The following is a 19981-nucleotide window of genomic DNA, read 5'->3' on the forward strand; positions in this document are numbered from 1 at the left end:
CTCAACTCCGGTACGGGCAGCCCCCCTCCGGAACCGGCCGCCCCTGCGTGTCGTGCGCCGCGAAGTAGCCGCGCGCCAGGCCCTGCCGGCGCGCGTCCAGCACCATCGCCGTGCCGAGGCCGAGCTGTACGAGGCTGCGCCCGACGTCCTCCCAGCGGTCGCGGGTGCGCAGGAACGCCCGCGCCGCCGCGATCCGGTACGGCGCCGGCCGGTGGTCGCGGCGTACCAGCAGGCAGGGGGCGCGATGCGGGATGGAGCGGGTGTGCGAGACCGCCGAGTGCAGGGTGTACCGGCGCAGCACCTCCCGGGTGACCGCCCGCATGACCAGCGGCGCCAGCCGCCACGCGGGGCAGGGGCGGTTGGCGGCCACCCCGAACGGGATGTGGTGCGCCGCCCGGGCGGACAGCTCGTTCCAGCGCTCCGGGTCGAACACCTCGGGATCGTCGTACCCGGTGGCGTGGTAGGCGGGGTAGTCGAAGCACAGCACGGTGCCCGCCGGGTAGCGGGCGCCGTCGCCCAGGTCGATGTCCCCGCTGGTGATCCGGTGCGCGATGCCGAACAGCGGGTACATGCGCAGCGTCTCGTTCATCACGTTGCCCAAGTCCCGGTCGTCGTCGGGGTGTTCGGCCAGCCGCTGCTGAAGGTCGGCGCGCTGCGCGAGCACCAGCAGCAGATGCGCCATCGCCTCCGACATCTGCACGACGGCGGTGTTGAAGAACGCCCCCTGGAGGTAGTGCGCGCGGTCCAGCGGGGTCGCCAACTCCGCGGGCAGGTCGTGCGGTACGTCGCCGGCGGCCAGCCGGTCCAGGAGGTAGCGGGTGAGGCGTTCGCGCCGCCGCATGTGCCGGAGCCGGGTGTTCTTCAGGGAGTTGACGACGTCCTCGGCGTTGTCCACGATCAGCCGCCGGGCCGGCGCCGGGCACGGTTCGCGGAACACCAGGCCGTAGAAGAACTCCGCCCACACCGGCATCATCAGGTCCCGCAGCCGGACCAACCCGGCACCGTCCGGACCGAGTTCGTCCAGCACCGCCGCCGCGCACCGGGTCGCGGCGGCCGAGAGCTCCGGTCCCGCGCCCGCCAGGATCGCGGTGGTGGTACGGGCCACGGCGTCGTAGCGCGGCCCGGGCTCCAGGTGCTCCTGGTGCACCTCGGGGCCGGGCGACAGCCAGTACCAGAACAGGTCGGAGAGCGCCGCGCCCTTGCTGCGGCCGTCGGCGGCGGGGTGCGCGTACAGCTCGGCGAACCGGTCGGCGTCCACCTCGGGGTTGGGGACGACGACACCCTCGGGGCCGTTGATCCCGGCGAAGACCCGTACCCGCAGGGCGACGACGGCCCGCGGCAGCCAGTAGGGCGTGGACAGCGCCAGCGCCCCGGCACCGGCCAGCAACCCGGAACGCTTCAGCACCCGCCGCCTCCCCGCGGGCCGCGGGCGACCACCTGGTCGGGGGTCAGGTCGGCGCAGCCGCCCGCGCCGCACAGCGTGAGCACGTGCGCGACCTCGGCCCGCAGCCGCTCCAGCACCTGGGCCACCCCCGCCTCCCCGTCGGCGGCGAGCCCCCACAGCACCGGCCGGCCGATGCCGACGGCGGTGGCGCCGAGGGCCAGTGCGAGCACCACGTCGGAGCCGTCGCGCACCCCGCCGTCGAGCAGGACCGGCATCCGGCCGCCGACCGCCTCGACGACCCGGGGCAGCGCCTCGACGGTGGCCGGCGCCGCGTCGAGCTGCCGGCCGCCGTGGTTGGAGACGATCAGCGCGGATACGCCCTCGGCGACCGCGCGGCGGGCGTCCGCCGGGTGCAGCACACCCTTGAGCACCACCGGCAGGTCGGTGAGATCCCGCAGCCGGCCCAGGTCGTCCCAGGACAGCGCCGGCGACATCGCGATGTCCAGCGTCCGGCCGGGCAGCGCGCCCGGCAGGTCCCGCATGTTCTCCGCGGCCAGCCCCGGCGGCAGGTCGTGGAAGCCGTTGCGCTCGTCCCGGGTGCGGCGGCCGAAGACCGGCGAGTCCGCGGTGACCACCAGCGCCTGGCAGCCGGCCCGCTCCGCCCGCCGGACCAGTTCCGCGGTCACTTCGGCCGCCGGCTGCAGGTAGAGCTGGAACCACACGGCCGCGTCCTGCCGTACCGAACGGGCCGCCGCCGTGACCTCGCCGACCGCCGTGGTGGACGCCATCGAGGTGATCAGTACGGTGCCGGCCGCCGCGACCGCCCGCGCCGTCGCCCGCTCGCCGTCCGGGTGGGCCAGCCGGTGGAAGGCGGTGGGGGAGACGAGGACCGGCATCGAGGCGCGGGTGCCGAGCAGGGTGACGGCCGGGTCGGCGGCGCCCGCCCCGGTCAGCACCCGGGGCAGCAGCGCCAGCCGGGCGAAGGCGCGCTCGTTCTCGGCAAGCGCGGTCTCGCGGCCGGCGCCGCCCTCGTAGAAGTCCCAGTGCACCGGGTCGAGCCGGGCCCTGGCCCGTTCCCGCGGCGCGGCCGGTGTCCGGGTCACGCCGATTCCGCCGGCGCCCCGGCCGGGGACAGCTGCCCGTCCAGGAACCGTACGAGCGGGGCGCGGTGCACCTCGGGGCTGTCCCACTCGTTCTCCAGGTTCTCCGTGATGTGGTGCTCGGCGAGCACCTTGCCCTGCTCGAACAGCCGCACCACGGGGTGCAGATACCGGCCGTCCAGACCGCCGGTGTCCTGCTGTGAGACCCGGCTCACGGAGATGTCGAACGGATTCACCTGGTCGTGGTCGGCGCCGTATTCGAGGGTGACGGTCAGATAGCGGTACACCCGGCCGAACGTGCCCTCGCCGACCGCCCGGTGCAGATGGTCGACGGGCACTTCCTCGTAATAGCCGGCTGTGTAGGAAGGGGAGCCGCCGGCTTCGGCGGGATCAGCGGTCAGCACGACGGCGTCGCCGAGGAAGCCGAACATCTGCCAGAGGGCGGAACTGCGGTTGACCCTGGTGAGGACCGCGTCGGCGATCTCCTCCGGCGCGGCGGGCAGGTCGCGGTGCGGCCACGGGCGGTCGTGGTAGCGCTGCTCCAGGATGCGGTGCAGCGCGCGGACGCCGTAGCGGAAGCCGTGGATGAAGCCGCTGGTGGACTTCTTGAAATCGCGGACCTGGGTGATCGTGCCGGCGAAGTAGAGGTCGGGAGTGTTGGTGGACTCCCACGCGTCGGTCTGCGCCGGAAACCGGTCTTTGATCGTCAGTTCGGGGCGGATCTCCGCGGCGAAAACCGAGGCGTCGAAACGGAATCCGGTGGCGAGGATGACCCGGTCGTAGGATATCTCCTTCACCACTTCGTTCACCCGGGCGAATTTCACCGCCACCAGATAGCGGCCGTCTTCCACCGACCTCGTGATACGCAGGATCTCGCCGTCGAGCAGCGCGTTCTGCGATTTCAGCTGGTAGGTGTCGAGGAAGTTGTTGTTCACCGCCCGGAGGTGCCCGACGAAATGGGTCTGCCAGGCGAGTCGCAGGGTGCCTGGCCCTGCCATGTGGATGACGGCGGCCGTTTCCACGAGGTTGTCTGCGGTCTCGAAGGCGGAGTTGCCCCGGCCGATGATCAGCACCCGCTGCCCGGTGAAGCCCGCCGGATCCACCGGCATCTCGTCGTACCGCTCGGCGAGTTCCACGCCCTCGATGGGCGGCACGTGCGCCTTGGAGACGCCGGTCGCCATGATCAGCCGCGCGGCCCTGAAGACGGTGCCGTGCTGGTCGACCGCCTCGAAGTCACCAGCAGGGCCGCCGGCTCGGCCGGGCTGCCGGGAGATCCGGGTGAGCCGGCTGCCGTACCGGATCCGCAGCCGGTGGGTGGCGGCGAAGTCGGCCAGATAGCCGACCATGTCGTCGGCGCCGGGGAAGTAGCGCGGGGTGACCGAGGTGAACAGCGGGCCGCCCTCGTCGGACAGCAGCGAGTTCCAGTCGTTGCGCAGATTCAGCTCGGGGTCGTCCCAGCCGGTGTGCACCTTGTTGATGGATATGAGTTTCCGGTGCCGGGGAAACCGGGTGAAGAACGTCCCCGGTGCCTCGCCCGCCTCGACGGCCAGATAATCGCGCCCCGCGCGGTCGAGGTAATATGCCGCCTGAATACCTGCGGGCCCCGCGCCTACGACGAGGTAATCGATCCGCACTGCTTCTGACACTCGGCCTCCCGGCTCGTCGGACAGACCTGTCTACTATAGGTCGGTGGCGCACACCGGCGAAGCGGCGTGCGGCATGTTTTTGTCAGGTTTTGGCGCGGCCGAAATGCATGCCCATGTCGCCGGCAGGGATCGGGGAACACCATGAAAAATCCGGCTGAATCGGTATTTCCGCAACCGCTGGTGGATGCGTTTCTGCGCGATCCGGAGGCCCCGGCCTTCGAATTCAGGACACGGCCGGTCACCCGCGGGCAACTGCTGGGCCTGATACGCCGCTGCGTGCTCAGCCTGCGGGCGGCCGGCCTCGGGCCCGAACCCGGCAGGCCCGGCAGCGGGGTGGCGATCAGCACCGCCGTGACCCCGGAGGGCTTCGCGGCGCAGATCGCCGCCCACCTGCTGGGCTGCCGGGTGACCGGGCTGCGGCCCGGCCTGACGCCCTCCCAGCTCGGCCACGTACTGGGCGCCGGCATCGACGCGGTGATCGCCGACGAGTCGACCGCGACCCCGGACCTGCTGGCCGCGGCCGGCCCGATCCCCGTACTCGACCTCCTGCGCGACCTGCTCGGCGGCGACCTGTCCGGACACTCGGCCCCGCGTCTGGCCGACGAGCCCGGCCGCGCGGCGCCCGACCCCGAACTGACGGCCCGCGCGCGCCCCGGGGACATCGGCCTGATCACATTGACCAGCGGCAGCACCGGCCGCCCCAAGGGCTGCGCGCAGACCTACCAGGCCCTCGGCGAGCACTGGTCGTGGCAGCCCGCCCGCTGGAGCCCGACCACCGTCGCGCTGGCCGCCGGCTACCGGCGCTTCCTCGTCTTCGGCACGCTGACCAGCGCGGTGATGCTGGAGCACCTGGCGCTGTGCCTGCTCAGCGGCGGCACCGCCGTGATCCCCGAAGCACCGCTGGACTTCCCGCAGGTCTGGGAGCGGCACCGGATCACCGCCTGCCTGCTGACCGTCCCCCGGCTCTACCAGGTGCTGGACACGCTGCGGACGGAAGCCGTCGAGACCGGCAGCCTGCGCGCGCTGCTGGTGGCCGGCTCGCCGCTGCCGCCGCACCGGCTCGCCGAGGCCGTGCGGCGGCTCGGCCCGGCCCTCCACCAGGGCTACGGGCAGACCGAGACCGGCATGCTCGCGCTGCTCACCCCGCAGGACCTGGCCGAACGCCCGGACCAGGTGCTGGACTCGGTCGGCCGGCCGCTGCCCGGCGTCGATGTCAGCGTGCGCGACCCCGACGGGCGGCCGGTGCCGGCCGGGCGGCCCGGTGAGATCTGGGTACGCAGCGGGGGCGCGATGTCCGGGTACTGGCAGGACGAGGCCGAGACCCGCGAGGTGCTGCGGGACGGCTGGATCCGCACCCGCGACCTCGGCACGCTGGCCGCCGACGGCTACCTCAGGCTGGTCGGCCGGGCCCGCGACGTCATCTTCGTCAACGCGGTCCTGTACTACGCGGGGGCGATCGAATCGGCGCTGGCCGGCCATCCGGACGTCGACCAGGCGTATGTCGTCGGCGCCCCCGACGAGCGCACCGGCGAGGCGGCACACGCCTTCGTGGTGCCGGCCGCGGGACGCGAACCGGCCGCCGACGAGCTGCGGGCCGCCGTACGCGACGAACTCGGCGCCGCCGCCGTACCGGCCACGATCACGCTGCTCACCGCCGTCCCGGTCGCGCCGAGCGGCAAGCCCGACAAGCGCGCGCTGCTGGCCCTGCTCGCGGAGCGCCCGGAGCCGTCCGGCGAGGTCGGGCACGGCTGAAGCGGCCGGCCCGATGGTAGATTCGGTGAACGGACGTACCCGAAGGAGCCCGCCATGGAGCGCAGCAACACGGTCGGGCGCAACGGGCAGGGACTGTCTCCGCGTGCCGACTTCCTGCTGGCCGACCGCACCGGCTATCTGCTCAACAAGGCCGCGATGCTGATCGCCGAGGACGCCGAACGGGCCCTGGAGACGGTCGGCATGCGGCTGCGCTACTTCTTCGTCCTCACCTCGCTCGCCGGCGGTCCCGAACTCTCCCAGCAGGACCTGGCCCGGCTGCTCAACCTCGACCCCACCACCGTCGTGGCGCTGGTGGACGAGATGGAGCGCAACCAGCACGTCGAGCGCCGCCGCAACCCGGCCGACCGCCGCCGCTACACCCTGGTGCTCACCGAGTCCGGCCGCACCGCCCTGTCGGCCGCCGAGCAGGTCGTCACCGACGCCGAGGCCGCGTTCTTCGGCCCGCTCACCGGCGCCGAGCGGGCCGGGATGCAGGACATGCTCATCCGCCTGCTCGAAGGCCGCTGGCCCTCCTCGGTCTGCTAGGTCCCGGCCCCGGACCCCTCACGGCTCCCGTCGCCTGATCCCCCCGCGCCCCGCTCCGGGCGCCCTTCGGCATGCCCTCACGCAGCGCTCGCCTGCGCACCTTGACGTCTGGATTTTCAATCATCTAGATTTCCTATCGTCTAGATTCCAGCAGATCGTCGAGAGGGTCTCCATGTCCGCGGAACGCATCCCCTCACCCACGAGATGGTGGACGCTCGGCATCGTGGCGCTGGGCACGTTCATGCTGCTGCTCGACCTGAGCGTGGTCGCCGTCGCGCTGCCGCAGATCCACACCTCGCTGCACAGCAGCTTCAGCGACCTGCAATGGGTGGTCGACGCCTACGCGTTGACGCTCGCGGTGTTCCTGGTGACGGCCGGCTCGTTCGCCGACCGGATCGGCCGCAAGCGGGTCTTCCAGGCCGGGTTCGCGCTGTTCACCGCCGCCTCGCTGGCCTGCGGGCTGGCCGGCGGGGCCGGCAGCCTCAGCATCTTCCGGGGCGTCCAGGGCATCGGCGCCGCGATCATGTTCGCGGTCGGACCCGCGCTGCTCGGCCATGAGTTCCACGGCAAGGAACGGGCCACCGCCTTCAGCGCGTTCGGCGCCACCGCCGGGCTCGCCATCGCCGTGGGACCGCTGGTCGGCGGCGCGCTGACCAGTGCGCTGTCCTGGCGCTGGATCTTCTTCATCAACGTGCCGGTCGGTTTGGTCAGCATCGCCATCGCCTCGCTGCGGGTCCGCGAATCCCTCAACAAGCGGGCGCACGGCACCGACTGGGGCGGCGTGGTCACCTTCAGCGTCACCCTCGGCGCCCTGGTCTTCGCCATCATCCGCGGCAGCGAGGCCGGTTGGGCCAGCGCGCAGATCATCACGCTGTTCGCGGTCGCAGCGGTGTTCCTGCTGGCCTTCCTCGCCGTCGAGCGGGCCCGCGGCGAACGGGCCATGTTCGACCTGCGGTTCTTCCGCAACCCCACCTTCGTCGGGATCTCGCTGGTGTCCTTCGTGGGCAACGCGGCCGCGCTGCCGTCGGTGTTCATCGAGACCAACTACGTGGAGAACCTGCTGCACGTGGACGCCTGGGGCGCGGGCCTGCGCTTCCTGCCGCTGACCGGCGCGCTGTTCGTCTTCGGCGCGGTGGCCGGCAGCCTCACCGGCAAGGTGCCGTTCCGGCTGCTGATGAGCGTGTCCTGCCTGCTGCTCGGCACCGGACTGCTGCTCACCCACCTCGCCGACGCGAACTCGTCCTGGACCGCGCTCATCCCGAGCCTGATCATCACCGGCGCCGGCATGGGCAGCTTCAACCCGACCCGGGCCGCGCTCGCCATCGGCGTCACCGAACCGGCCAAGGCCGGCGTCGCCTCCGGGATCAACGAGACCTTCCAGCAGGTCGGCACGGCCGTCGGCATCGCGGCGGTCGGCGCGCTGTTCCAGAACCGGGTCGCGCACGAGTTCGCCGCCTCCGACGTCGGGCAGCGGCTCGGCCACGACACGGCGGAGAAGGCCGCGTCCGGCATCAGCGCGGGCGCGCTCGACTCCGTCGCGGCCGGCTCGGGGAGCCTGCGCGAGCAGGTGACGACGGCGGGACGGCAGGCGTTCCTGGACGGCTTCCACAGCGCGATGACGCTGTGCGCGGTGCTCGCCCTGGCCGCCGCCGTCATCGCGCTGTTCCTGCTGCGCACCAAGGACCTGCACTCCAGCGCGCTGTCGCTGATCCCGCCCGAGGTGGACGAGGACGGCGATGCCGGGGAGGACGGCGACCTGCCCGGCGGCGGCCCGGCCGGCGCCACCGTGCCGAGCCTGACCACCTGAGGCCGGAGCCGCCCGGCCCGCCCCGGACGGCCCGGCCGCCGGCACGCGGTCGTCCCCCTGCGGCGCGTGCCGCGAGCCGGCCCGGCTGACAGGCCGACACCTCGACTGGTCGGCAAACAGATATACCGACTCACCTCCCTCAAGACCCTGCCGGCCCGGCAGCCGTCGGACGCTGACGGACCGGCAGACCGATCGACGGGTGGCGGCGGCTCCCGACCGCCGCCACCCGTCACCTCCGCCGCGACCGCCACCACCGCCCCCACCGCTACCACCACCGCCCCTGCCGTCACCCATGCCGTCCGCAGGACAACCCGTCCCATTCGGCCCAGCGCCCGCCGAACACGCAGCGTGGCCCCACCTCCGGCCGTCCGCCCGCGCGACCGGAACCGCGCCCTCCGTCACCCGCCTCCGCGCCGCGTCCCGACACGCCTCACCACCAGCCCACTTGACGCACTCATGACCAACCGGCGACCGGGCCGATCCCCGACGGCCCTCGGGGCTCCTGAGAGTGACGGGATGAGAGACCACTGCCGGGGTCATTGACATGCCTGCGGGGTGCACGTTCTACTCATCGCTCGTGCAGGTTGGCAACGTTGTCAGACCGCGCGTCAAGGCATCGCCGCCGACCGAGGACACCATCCGTCCTTTGGCACATTCCTGGGTGACGTATGCGAACGCGGAGGCACCGATGGTCAGACGGCGACGCCCTGACGGGTCCCGTATCAACAGCAGAATCCGCCAACGCCTTGCCGTGGTAGCCCTGTTGGGCGCCGCGGCGCTGCCGCTCCAGTCCCTTGACAGCGCGACCGCGGCCTCCGGGCCGCAACTCGTCAAGGACCCGGCGGCCCTGGTCAACCCGCTGATCGGCACCTCCGGCGCCGTCAACACCTTCCCCGGTCCCGACGTGCCGTTCGGCATGATGCAGTGGGGTCCCGACACCACGCCCAGCCGGGCGCAGGGCGGCGGCTACGAGTACAAGAGCACCAAGATCTCCGGCTACAGCCTGACCCACGTCTCGGGCCCCGGCTGCGACGTGGCCGGCGACCTGCCGATCCTGCCGGTCAGCGGCGCCCTGTCGGGGAACCTCTCCGACAAGACCTCCACGTTCAGCCATGACGACGAGCAGGCCGGGATCGGCTACTACGGCCTGACCGACTCCGCGGGCGTCAAGACCGAGCTGACCGACACCACCCGGGCCGGCCTCGGCAAGTTCACCTTCCCGGCCGGCGCGCCGGGCAACCTGCTGCTCAAGCTGAGCGGCGGCGCCACCACCGTGGACGGCACCCGCGTGAAGGTGGTCAACAACCGCGAGGTCAGCGGCTCGGTGGACAGCGGGCACTTCTGCGGCGCGGCCAACCGCTACACGCTGCACTTCGACATCAAGTTCAACCAGCCGTTCACCACCAGCGGTACGTGGGTCGGCGGCACGATCAATCCCGACAGCAAGTCGCTGAAGCTCGGCAAGGCGCAGCAGAAGCCGGCCGCGCACTCCAACACCGCGCTGCACGAGCAGCACTTCACGGTGCCGCAGAAGACCTCGCCGACGATCCACCCGACGAGCAGCGGCAAGACGGCGGGCGCCGCCAAGTCGCCGCAGGCCGCGGCCCCGGTGACCGGCGCCAACGGCATGTACCTCACCTTCGACACCGCCAAGTCGGCCGCGGTGACGGCGGCCGTCGGCATCTCGTACACCAGTGACGACAACGCCGCGTCGAACCTGTCCACCGAGGTCAAGGGGTGGAACTTCGACGCCATGCGGGCGGCCAACCACACCGCCTGGAACGACGTGCTCGACCGGGTCCAGGTCGGCGGCGGCAGCAACGACCAGCAGGTGCAGTTCTACACCGCGCTCTACCACGCGCTGCTGCACCCCAACGTCTTCTCCGACGACAACGGCCAGTACATGGGCATGGACAACCAGGTCCACAAGCTGACCAAGGGCCAGAAGGCGCAGTACGCCAACTACTCGGGCTGGGACACCTACCGGTCGCAGACCCAGCTGATGGCGATGGTCGAGCCCAAGACCACCGGTGACATCGTCACCTCGATGCTCAACGGCTACGACCAGACCGGTCTGCTGCCCAAGTGGGCGTCCAACAACGGCGAGAGCTACGTGATGGTCGGCGACCCCGGCACCGCGATCATCGCCGACGCGTACGCCTTCGGGGTGCGCAACTTCGACACCGCGCACGCCCTGGAGGCGATGGAGCACGAGGCCACCGCGCCCAACCAGGACCGGCCCGGCGAGTCGGTGCGGGACGCCAAGGGCTATCTGCCGCTCGACGGGACGTACGGCTGCTGCAACTTCTACGGCCCGGTCTCGACCCAACTGGAGTACGACAGCGCGGACTACGCGCTCGCGTCGTTCGCCAAGTCGCTCGGCAAGACCGCGGACTACAAGAAGTTCGCCACCCGGGCGCAGGACTGGATGAACGTCTTCAACCCGCAGAGCGGCTACCTCCAGGCCAAGAACAGCGACGGCCAGTTCGCCCCGGGCTTCACCCCCGGCACCTCGAACGGCTTCGTGGAGGGCACCTCCGCGCAGTACACCCCGATGGTGCCGTTCGACCTCAAGCAGCTGATCACCGCCCGCGGCGGTACGGCGGCCTACTCGTCGTACCTGGACAGCCTGCTGGACAACATCGCCGACCCCGGTGACACCGACGCCAACCTGAGCAACGAGCCCAGCCTGGAGATCCCCTGGGAGTACGATTACCTCGGCCAGCCGTGGAAGACCCAGGAGGCGGTCAGGACGGCGCAGCAGAAGCTCTACTTCAACGCGCCGGTCGGCTCGTTCGGCAACGACGACCTCGGCGCGATGAGCTCCTGGTACGTCTGGTCCTCGCTGGGGATGTACCCGGAGACCCCGGGCACCGACACCCTGGCGTTCGGCAGCCCGGCCTTCCCGGTCGCCAAGGTCACCTTCGGCAACGGCAAGACGGCGACGATCAACGCCCCGCAGGCCGCGCCTGACTCGCCCTACGTGCAGGCGCTCGACGTCAAGGGCAAGGAGTGGAACAACGCCTGGCTGACCTTCGGGCAGTTCCAGAAGTCCGGCACCATGGACTTCGCGCTCAGCAGCACGCCGAGCACGTCGTGGGCCACCTCGCCCGCCTCCGCGCCGCCGTCCGACACCACCGGCGGCGAGCGGGTGCTCGCCTCGACCGGCCCGAGCAGTGACGGGCTGATCCTGGCCCCGGGGGCCGCCGCCGACGCCACGCTGAAGGTGACCAACCTGGGCAGCAAGCCGGTCACCGTGGACTGGGCCGCCACCGCCCCTGACGGGGTGAGCATCGGCACCTCGTCCGGTTCGCTGACGGTGGCACCCTCGGCCAGCGCCGAGGCCAAGGTGCACGTGACCGCCGGGGACAAGGAGGGCACGTACAACGTCCCCTTCACCCTGGCCGACCACACCACCGGCACGGCGCTCACCGGCGCCGCGCTGCGGGTCGCCGTCGCCAAGCCCGGCGAGCTGTGGCCGTACGAGTCCAACGAGGGCGTGTACCCCGACGGTACGCACTTCAACGGCGGGTTCGACGACGGCGGCTGGGCCTACTCGCAGAACGCGCTGGCCACCGCCGGAGCCACCAGCGGCGGCACCGTGACCGCGGACGGGATCACCTACGCCTGGCCCACCACGGCCTCCGGGCAGCCCGACAACCTGGAGTCCGCCGGCCAGACGATCCCGCAGCCCGCGGGCACCTCGGGCGCCCACCTCGGGCTGCTCGGCGCGGCGACCAACGCGCCGACCGACGGCACCGGCGTGCCCGGCACGCTCACCGTCACCTACACCGACGGCAGCACCGCCAAGGCGCCGATCACCTTCTCCGACTGGACGCTCAACGGCGGTTCCGCCAAGCCGGTGGCCGGCAACACCGCGGCCGTCACCACCGCCTACCGCAACACCGGCAGCGGCGGCAAGGACACCGTGAAGGCGTACGTCTTCTCGGTGACGGTCCCGCTGGACGCGTCCAAGCAGGTCGCCTCCGTCACCATGCCGGTGACGGGCGCCTCCGGCACCCTGCACGTCTTCGCGATCGGCTACGGCGGCTGAGCAGCCGCCCGCAGCAGAACTGACACATCGTCAGCTCGATCGTCAGGCGGTCTCCCCGCACACCGGCGGGGGGACCGCCTTTTGGCGTCATCAGGGGCCGCGAAGTGCCGCTATCCGGGTGGTGAAGCCGTTTCTGTCCATGGCTCGGGGCGCTCGGCATGCCATGAAGGAGGGGCACACGGATCGGCACCCCAGCGAAAGAAGGCAGCAATGTACGCAAGCCATGCCCGTCGGCGGATCACCGGCGCCCTGGTCGGTCTGGTGATCGCCGGCACCGGCGTCCTGGCGACCACGTCCCCGGCCGTGGCCGCCGATGCCACCGGAAAGGGCGCGGTCGCACAGACCACCAAGGCCGCGGAGCCCACGGGCCGGGTCGTCGCGCGGCTGCCGCTGAGCATCCGGCAGAAGCCGACCACCAGCTCCCGCTACCTCGGCAGCTTCAAGCCGGGCACGGTCATCCGCCTGCACTGCAAGGTCGTCGGCCAGAACGTGGACGGCAACAAGCTCTGGTACCTGCTCGGCAACGGCCGCCCCGGCTACGTCGCCGCCCGCTACGTCCAGAACCTGTCGTACGTGCCGTACTGCTGACCCTCGGCAACTGCCCTGCGTGAGGCGGCCGTTCAGAGCTCGCGCCGGTCGGCGCCGGCTCTGGACGCCGCCTTGTGCAGGGAGCGCAGCGCCAGCATCAGGAACCCGATGTCGTCCAGGTAGACGGGATCGGGCAGCAGGTCCACCGGCCAGATCAGATACGCGATCGAGGCCCAGAACATCGCCTTGCTGGAGAACGGGATGCCCGAGTCGCCCAGCAGCCGCCGGGCCCGCACCAGCTTGACGACCAGTCTGATCGCGATGACCACGGTGACGGCCGCGAGCACCGCGGCGACCGCGAGCCACGGCATCCACTTGCTGTCCATCGGCCTTCACCCTCTCCTCGTCCGTAACCCCGCCGGGCAGACCGTCCGCCGCCCGTCCGCCCGCCTGGCGCCCCGGGGCCCTGTGGAGACGTATGCCCCGTGATCCGGGCCTCGTGCAGCCCGCGGCCGACCGGTTTTAATATCGGTAAATTTAGCCGCGCGGAACGGTAAATAAGTTCCCGCCGCACGGCCGCCGCACGGATTTCCCTCGTTCCGGGCCGCGGCGGTGAAAGCCGCCGGCCACGGCTCTTGCCGTTCTGCGGGCTCGCGGAACGGGAATTAAGGAAACTCATCACCTCCGAACGGGGCGATTTAAGGGCCCGTGGCGATTCCGGGAACGCCTCTTTATGCTGGCGGCCAACCGCCGAGGAGGTGATGTCATGAAGAAGATCACTGTCCGCAAGAACGGTCCCGTCAAGCTCACGTCCGCCTCGTCCTTGTACGGGACCTGGCCGTTCTGCTGATCCTGGGATCCACCCGGCTCGTGTGCGGGTGCCGCCCCGCGCACGAGCCGGTCCGCGCGGGTTCGCCCCCGCCCGGCCGGCAATTCCGCAGCAAACCGGCCAGGGCACTTTCGGGAGACGCGTGATGACGGCATCCCGCCCGGAGTTCCACGAACTCACCTTCGTGGCCGAGCACGGCGAAGTGACCGTAGGCCGGCCCGACACCGAGTCCTATGTCACCCTCCCTGCCGACGGCGCCGAACTGCTCCGCCGGATGATCGGCGGAATGGACGCCGCCGAGGCCGCCGGCTGGTATCGCGCCGAGTACGGCGAAGCGGTGGACATCGAGGACTTCCTCGCCACCCTGGACGAGTGCGGCTTCGTCCGCGCCGACGGCGCCGCGCCGGCCGCCCGGCGCGCCCCGGTGCGCTGGCAGCGGCTCGGCCGCCGGCTGTTCTCGCCGCCGGCCTGGCTGCTCTTCGCGGCGGTCACCGCCGCCGGGGTGCTGGCCATGGTGCGCGAACCGCTGAGCCGGCCGCACCCGCACGCGATCTTCCTCGCCGACTCGCTGCTGCTGACCCAACTCGTGCTGCTGCTCGGCCAGATACCCGGACTGCTCTGGCACGAGTCGTTCCACGTACTGGCCGCCCGGCGGCTCGGCATCGGCTCCCGGATGACCGTCGGCCGCCGGATGTACTTCCTGGTGCTGGAGACCCACCTCGACGGGCTGCTGGGGGTGCCGAGCCGCCGCCGGTACCTGCCGTTCGCCGCGGGAGTCGTCGCCGACACGCTGCTCTTCTGCGCCCTGACCGCGGCGGCTGCGGCCGACGCGGCCGGCGGCGGGATGGGACCGGCCGGCCGGGTGGCGCTGGCCTTCGCCTTCCCCACCCTGTTCAGGATCGCCTGGCAGTTCTTCTTCTTCCTGCGCACCGACCTCTACTACATGGTGAGCAGCGTGCTGGGCTGCACCGACCTGCACGAGGCGGCGGTCGCCCGGCTGCGCCGCCGGGCGAGCCGGCTGCTGCCCCGGGTGCGGCCGCCGGCCGCCGCCGAGGACTCCTGGTCGCCGCGGGACCGGGCGGTGGCCCGCTGGTACGCGCCCGCGATGGCCGCGGGTGTCGCCCTGCTGATCGGCTGGGCGGGGCTGGCCATCATCCCGGCGCTGGTGGAGTTCGGCCGCCGGATGGCCACCGGGCTGAGCGGCGGCGGCGCCGGCTTCCGGTTCTGGGACTCGGCCGGTTCGGCCACCGTGATCGTCGCGCAATTCGCCCTGCCGTTCCTCCTGCCGTCAGGGAAGAACGCCCACCGAGAGGAACGCCGCATGACCGACCCCGCCCTGCCGACCGCGACGGCCGAGCCCGCCTCCCCGACCGCGACGGCCTCCGCCGCCGCCCCGCACATCTGGCTCAGCGGCCCCGACCGCGGCGCACGCGCGAGCGCCGCCGCCGCGCTGCCGGGCGGGCGGCTGACCACCGTCGCCTGCCACCGGCGGCTGCGCGGGCCGTACACCGGGGCGGGCAACCTGCTGCGGACGATCGTGCCCGCCGTACCGGCCGCCGGCGCCGGGCTGATCTCCCGGCACGCCATCGAGATCCTGTCGGTGGCACCGGAGTTGCGGGACGTCGTGGACACCCCGCCGCAGACGCTCACCTCGCTCGCGTCACCCGAGGAACGCACCCGCTACTACTCGCCGCTGCGCACCCGCCGCATCGCCCACGGCATCACCGAGTTCCTCAACTCATGGGCCGAGCAGGCGAAAGCGGCCGGCGGCGGCCGGCAGACGCTGTTCTTCGACGACCTGGACGCGGCAGACCCGACCGACCAGGAGTTCCTGACGATCCTGCTGCGCCGGGCCAGGCCCGAGGTGCTGACCCTGGTCGTCGGCACCGGGGAGGCCGCAGAGCTGCCCGCCGAGCAGACCGCCGCATTGGAGCGGTACGCGAGCCGCACCCAACTGCCGCCCGCCGCACCTGAGTCCGACCCGCGCGACCGGCTGGACCTCCTGCGGGCCTTCGTCGCGAGCGACGGAACCAGCGACGACCCGGCGGAGCGCGCCGCCCACCAGGCCGCCGACCCGGCGGCCCGCGCCGAGCTGCACCGGGCCCGCGCGCTGGAGCTGGAGGAGTCGGAGAAGGACGAGCACGGGACGCTGCGGCTCGGCGCGATCCCCTACCACCGCTCGCTGGCGGGGCCGCCGACCGACGACGAGGGCCGCGCGCTGATGAAGGCGGCCGACTACTGCCTGCGGATGGGCTACTACGAGGCCACCGTCGAACTCGGCCGGCAGGGCAGGGCCGCGTTCGACCCGCGGGCGCAGGAGCGGCTGTTCCTGGTGGCCAGCGGCAAGACCGCCCAGGCGCTCGGCGCGCTCGGCCGCACCGACGAGGCCGAGGTGATCTACCGCGAGCAGCGCGTGCGGTTCATCGACCCGGTCGTCCACATGGTCTCCAGCTACGCCCTGTCCATGCTCTACACCCGCAGCCACCCCAAGGAGCTGCAGGACGTCAAGGTGGCCAGGGAGTACGTCAACAACGCGATAGCCATCGCCTCCCAGCTGCCCGACCCGGAAGAGCGCGCCTTCCACACCGTCTTCCAGCAGAACGGCCTCGCGCTGATCGAACTGCGGGAGGGCAACCTGGAGGAGGCGCTGCGGCTGGTCACCGAGGGCATGGCCCGGCTCGACGCCGAACTCGGCCCGGACGCGCGGGCGTTGCACCGCTCGGTGCTGCTGCACAACCGCGCCCAGGTGAACACCGGCCTCGGCCGGCTCGATGACGCGCTCGCCGATTTCGACGCGGTGATCGCCGTCGACCCCTACTTCCCCGAATACCACTGCGACCGGGCCGCGTTGCACCTGCGCCGCGGCGACGCCGCTGCCGCGCTCGCCGACTACGACCGAGCCGCCACCCTGACCCCGCCCATCCACGAGCTGTACTACAACCGGGCCGACGCCCGGCGCGCCGCGGGCGATCCGGACGGGGCGCTGACCGATCTGCGCTACGTACTCGACCTCGAACCCGACTACCTGGCCGCCCGGGTCAACCTGGTGTCGCTGCTGACCGACGCGGGGGAGGTCGCGGAGGCCGCCGAACTGCTCGCCGAGGGACTGCGGTTGCACCCTGGCGACGCGGACCTGCTCTGCGCGCGCGGCCTGATCGCCATGGAACAGGGCGAGTCGCGGGCGGCACGGGCCGACTTCGACGCGGCGCTGGCCGCCGACCCGCTGCGCTCCGCCGTGCTGGCCAACCGGGCCGTCCTGCACTTCGAGGCGGGCCGGCTCGCCGAGGCGATCGGCGACCTGGACCGGGCGCTCGACATCACCGGCGACGACCCCGACCTGCTCTTCAACCGCGCCTTCGTCCACCAGCACGCGGGCGACTGGGCCGCCGCCCGCGCCGACTACCTGCGGGCCGACGCACTGCCCGGGGCTGACCACGAGGAGATCGCCGCGGGGCTGGCCGTGTGCGAGGCCGCGGCGGACCCGGTGGCGGCCACCGGCTGACCCCGCCCGGTCGTGTCGGCCCCGGCCGGCACCGGCCTTCCACCGGACCGGAGTTCACCGCGATGACACCCTGCCGTCGCCCGAAAGGCTTTCGGGCGGCGGCTGTTCGCGGCACAATTCCCCTTCGTGACGATCACCGAGAAGCCACCGGAGACCGATACCGGTCCGGCGGCCATGATCCGCAGCCTCGTGGTCGGCGCCGTGGCCGGCGCGATCATCGCGGGGGTCGTCGTCGGGATCGTGGTGAGGAACGCCGCTCTGGGCGGCGGCGCCGGCGGGGTCTTCGTCCTGCTGGTCGTGGTGCTGACGCTGAGTTCGCGGTGGGACCGGCGGCACAACCCGAAGCCGCCGGCGGCGGAGAAGGTGCGGGCGCTGGCGATGATCGAGAGCCGGCGGGCCACCGACGGCGAGATGGCGGACGTGCCGATCCGCTTCGACCTGACCGTGGCGCCGGACGGACAGCCCGCCTACCGGGTGGAGTTCACCCAGCCGATCAACCTGGTGGACATCCCCGCCTACCAGGAGCGCCGGGTCGTGGTGGTCGAGTACCCCGCCGACAAGCCGTGGTCCGTCAGGATCGTCACCAGTCCGGATCCGGAGTGGGAGCGCCGGGCGGCGGTGGCGTCGATCGACTCGGCGCCGCCCTCCACGCTGGCCGAGGACACCAGCCGCACCGGCTCCTACTGCCTGCTCGGCTTCCTCGGGATCCTGCTCGGCGCGGCGGTCGTCATCGTGCTGTTCCGGGGAGACCTCTTCAAGGACGACGACGGGACCGCCGCCCACCGGCCCCCGTCGGCCGGCGCGCCCGGCTCGACGAGTTCCACCAGTTCGACGAGTTCGACGGTCGCGACGACCAGCGGCTCGCTGCTGGAGAACGGCCTGATGCGCACCACCGCGAACTCGATGATCAAGGCCGCGGGCACCTCCAGCGTCGTCACGTTCCGCATCGAGGAGCACCGCATGTCGGCCGACGGGGTGCCGGCCGGCGAGACGCCCGCCGAGCCGCCGATCGACCTGCGGACGGTGCCGTACGAGCAACTGCCCGGCCTGGTCAGGGATGCCCGGACCGGGCTCGGCCTGCAGGACCCCGGCGGGTGGCACATCGACATCGGCGACGGCGGCCGGACCGGCGGGATGCTGATCCGGGTCACCGTCTCCGACGGCCAGGACTCCGCCTCGCTGGACGCGGACGCGCGGGGCCGGGTCACCGCCCGCCACCCGCACTGAGCCGCGAACTTCCTCCAGCGGCTGCCACGGGCGCGGTCAGCCGTCGATCCGGTGCTGCGCCCAGAACGACGTGAGGTCGACGGGCGTCGCGGCCTGCGCCGCCGCCTTGAACTCGGCGGTGGTGGAGACCCCGTACCAGTGCGACTGGGCGTAGCCGCGCAGCAGTCCGGTCATGGCGGTGTCGCCGATCAGCCGCCGCAGGTCGTGCAGCGCGCACTTGCCGTAGCCGTAGACGACGGTCGAGTAGCGGTTGGGGTGGGCGTCCCAGTAGGCCATCGAGTCGGTGATCTTCTCGGCCGACGAGGCCCAGGAGACGCTGTTCCAGCAGCCGTTGCCGGTCTTGCCCTCGGCGAGGTCGGTGGAGTAGTCGGCGAACGCCTCGTCCAGCCAGGGGCTGTTGTACTCGTCGTCGCCGACGATCCCGTACCACCACTGGTGGCCGAGCTCGTGGGTCAGCGCGTTGGAGTCGACCAGGTCGAGCACGAAGCCGGGGTACTCCATCCCGCCGAACCAGAAGTCGTTGTCCAGCACCGCGTCCACCTCGCCGTACGGGTAGCCGCCGAACCGTCCGGCGTGCGCGTCGATCGCGGACTCGGAGACGTTCAGCATCGAGCGGGAGTCGGCGGCGCTGATGCCGCTCACCGCGTAGACGTTGACCTTGACGCCGGACGGCGAGGTGCCGGAGACCTTGCTGAACGGGCCCGCGGCCCAGGCGAAGTCGCGCACTTTTGCGGCCGTCGCTCGGGTCACCGTGCGTCCCGCGGTTCCCGGGGTGTCCACCGAGGTACCGGTGGCGGGCACCGACAGCGCGGTGGGGTGGTCGAGGGTCACCGAGTAGTCGGCGGCCAGCGAGTAGAACGACTCGCCGTTGTCCGTGTACGGGTCCAGGTGCCAGCCGGCGCCGTCCTTGACCGCGAGGACCGGCAGCGCGTTGCCGATCATGGTGAACTTCCCGTCCCGGCCGAACCGGTCGGCGCCGCTCGGCACCGTGATGGCCACGTCGAAGCCGACCGTGCCGCTCTGGCCCTGAGCCAGCGGCGCAGGCAGCGCGATCCTGAGCGCGGTGCAGCCGACCGACAGCGCGGACGCGGTGCCGCCGGTGACATGGCTGACGGTGATCGGGGTGGTCGGGCAGCTGCCGTGGTAGTTGTCCCACAGCCGCAGGTAGACCTCGGTCAGCGGGGTGGCGGAGGCGTTGGTGAAGGCGGCGCTCTCGTGCCCGGTCCAACTGGAGCCACTGGTATTGCTGGTGAGGCTGACGGTGTACGAGGGCGCGGCCGGTGTACGCGACGGGTCGAGGGCCGCGGCGGCGGCCGGCCCGGGGGCCGGGGGCGTCCGGTGCGTCGACGCGGGCGCGTGGCCGGTCGCGGGCCCATGGGCAGCGGCGGAGCCGCGCACCCCGAAGGCGGAGAGGTCCACGGGGGTCGCGTCCGCCGGTCCCGAGGCGGTGACCGCGGCGACGGCCAGCAGGGCGGCTACGCCGATCAGGGCGCGAAGTCGGTTGGTCATCGGATCCTCTCCGTAGCTTCGTGGCGGCCGCCGTGCGTCCGGGCCGAGGCTGTGCGGGATACGTCCCCTGCGTTCTACCCAGCGTGCGGCGGGGAGC

Annotated in this window: 12 protein-coding genes; 7 read left to right on the forward strand and 5 right to left on the reverse strand. The window is 72.2% G+C overall.

Annotated elements, in window-relative coordinates; all coding sequences use genetic code 11:
• Position 1 precedes the first annotated feature (1 nt).
• Genes ACQPW6_RS35345 through ACQPW6_RS35355 form a run of 3 tightly spaced genes read right to left on the reverse strand, consistent with a single transcriptional unit; the run spans position 2 to position 4130 of the window.
• Positions 2-1402: a cytochrome P450 gene (locus ACQPW6_RS35345; RefSeq protein ID WP_433894762.1), complete on the reverse strand. Its 1401-nt coding sequence runs from the start codon at positions 1400-1402 to the stop codon at positions 2-4.
• Positions 1399-2487, reverse strand: a complete 1089-nt coding sequence (locus ACQPW6_RS35350; RefSeq protein WP_433893804.1) for an alpha-hydroxy acid oxidase — start codon at positions 2485-2487, stop codon at positions 1399-1401. The genes ACQPW6_RS35345 and ACQPW6_RS35350 overlap by 4 nt, the downstream gene beginning before the upstream one ends.
• The gene (locus ACQPW6_RS35355; RefSeq protein ID WP_433893805.1) at positions 2484-4130 is read right to left on the reverse strand and encodes an NAD(P)-binding domain-containing protein; all 1647 of its coding nucleotides are present in this window, start codon (positions 4128-4130) and stop codon (positions 2484-2486) included. The genes ACQPW6_RS35350 and ACQPW6_RS35355 overlap by 4 nt, the downstream gene beginning before the upstream one ends.
• 180 nt (positions 4131-4310) lie before the next feature.
• Here ACQPW6_RS35355 and ACQPW6_RS35360 point away from each other — a divergent pair, with 180 nt between their 5' ends.
• From ACQPW6_RS35360 to ACQPW6_RS35380, 5 genes are all read left to right on the forward strand, one after another.
• The gene (locus ACQPW6_RS35360; protein ID WP_433893806.1) at positions 4311-5882 is read left to right on the forward strand and encodes a class I adenylate-forming enzyme family protein; all 1572 of its coding nucleotides are present in this window, start codon (positions 4311-4313) and stop codon (positions 5880-5882) included.
• A 54-nt stretch (positions 5883-5936) separates the two neighbouring features.
• Positions 5937-6428, forward strand: coding sequence for a MarR family winged helix-turn-helix transcriptional regulator (locus ACQPW6_RS35365; protein ID WP_433893807.1), 492 nt, complete (start codon positions 5937-5939; stop codon positions 6426-6428).
• Positions 6429-6600: 172 nt separating this feature from the next.
• A complete protein-coding gene (locus tag ACQPW6_RS35370; RefSeq protein WP_433893808.1) occupies positions 6601-8235 on the forward strand; it encodes an MFS transporter in 1635 nt (544 codons plus the stop codon).
• A 751-nt stretch (positions 8236-8986) separates the two neighbouring features.
• Positions 8987-12289 (forward strand): lectin, encoded by a 3303-nt coding sequence (locus tag ACQPW6_RS35375; RefSeq protein ID WP_433893809.1) that lies wholly within the window; start codon positions 8987-8989, stop codon positions 12287-12289.
• A 210-nt stretch (positions 12290-12499) separates the two neighbouring features.
• Positions 12500-12877: an SH3 domain-containing protein gene (locus tag ACQPW6_RS35380; protein ID WP_433893810.1), complete on the forward strand. Its 378-nt coding sequence runs from the start codon at positions 12500-12502 to the stop codon at positions 12875-12877.
• Positions 12878-12909: 32 nt separating this feature from the next.
• Here ACQPW6_RS35380 and ACQPW6_RS35385 read toward each other — a convergent pair whose 3' ends face one another.
• Positions 12910-13203 (reverse strand): YkvA family protein, encoded by a 294-nt coding sequence (locus ACQPW6_RS35385; protein WP_433893811.1) that lies wholly within the window; start codon positions 13201-13203, stop codon positions 12910-12912.
• Between the two features lie 588 nt (positions 13204-13791).
• Between ACQPW6_RS35385 and ACQPW6_RS35390 the strand changes: the two genes are divergently transcribed.
• A complete protein-coding gene (locus tag ACQPW6_RS35390) occupies positions 13792-17148 on the forward strand; it encodes a tetratricopeptide repeat protein (RefSeq protein ID WP_433893812.1) in 3357 nt (1118 codons plus the stop codon).
• A gap of 126 nt (positions 17149-17274) precedes the next feature.
• The gene (locus ACQPW6_RS35395; protein ID WP_433893813.1) at positions 17275-18375 is read left to right on the forward strand and encodes a hypothetical protein; all 1101 of its coding nucleotides are present in this window, start codon (positions 17275-17277) and stop codon (positions 18373-18375) included.
• 36 nt (positions 18376-18411) lie between these two features.
• Here ACQPW6_RS35395 and ACQPW6_RS35400 read toward each other — a convergent pair whose 3' ends face one another.
• On the reverse strand, positions 18412-19884 hold the full coding sequence (locus ACQPW6_RS35400; RefSeq protein WP_433893814.1) for a M1 family metallopeptidase: 1473 nt from the start codon (positions 19882-19884) through the stop codon (positions 18412-18414).
• Positions 19885-19981 lie beyond the last annotated feature (97 nt).

The sequence above is a fragment of the Streptomyces sp. CA-111067 genome (assembly GCF_050956065.1).
GTDB lineage: Bacteria > Actinomycetota > Actinomycetes > Streptomycetales > Streptomycetaceae > Actinacidiphila.

Coding starts and splice junctions, on each gene's coding strand:
- ACQPW6_RS35385 (WP_433893811.1), bottom strand. CDS start 13,203: ATGGACAGCAAGTGGATGCCGTGGCTCGCGGTCGCCGCGGTGCTCGCG.
- ACQPW6_RS35365 (WP_433893807.1), top strand. CDS start 5,937: ATGGAGCGCAGCAACACGGTCGGGCGCAACGGGCAGGGACTGTCTCCG.
- ACQPW6_RS35380 (WP_433893810.1), top strand. CDS start 12,500: ATGTACGCAAGCCATGCCCGTCGGCGGATCACCGGCGCCCTGGTCGGT.
- ACQPW6_RS35400 (WP_433893814.1), bottom strand. CDS start 19,884: ATGACCAACCGACTTCGCGCCCTGATCGGCGTAGCCGCCCTGCTGGCC.
- ACQPW6_RS35390 (WP_433893812.1), top strand. CDS start 13,792: ATGACGGCATCCCGCCCGGAGTTCCACGAACTCACCTTCGTGGCCGAG.
- ACQPW6_RS35370 (WP_433893808.1), top strand. CDS start 6,601: ATGTCCGCGGAACGCATCCCCTCACCCACGAGATGGTGGACGCTCGGC.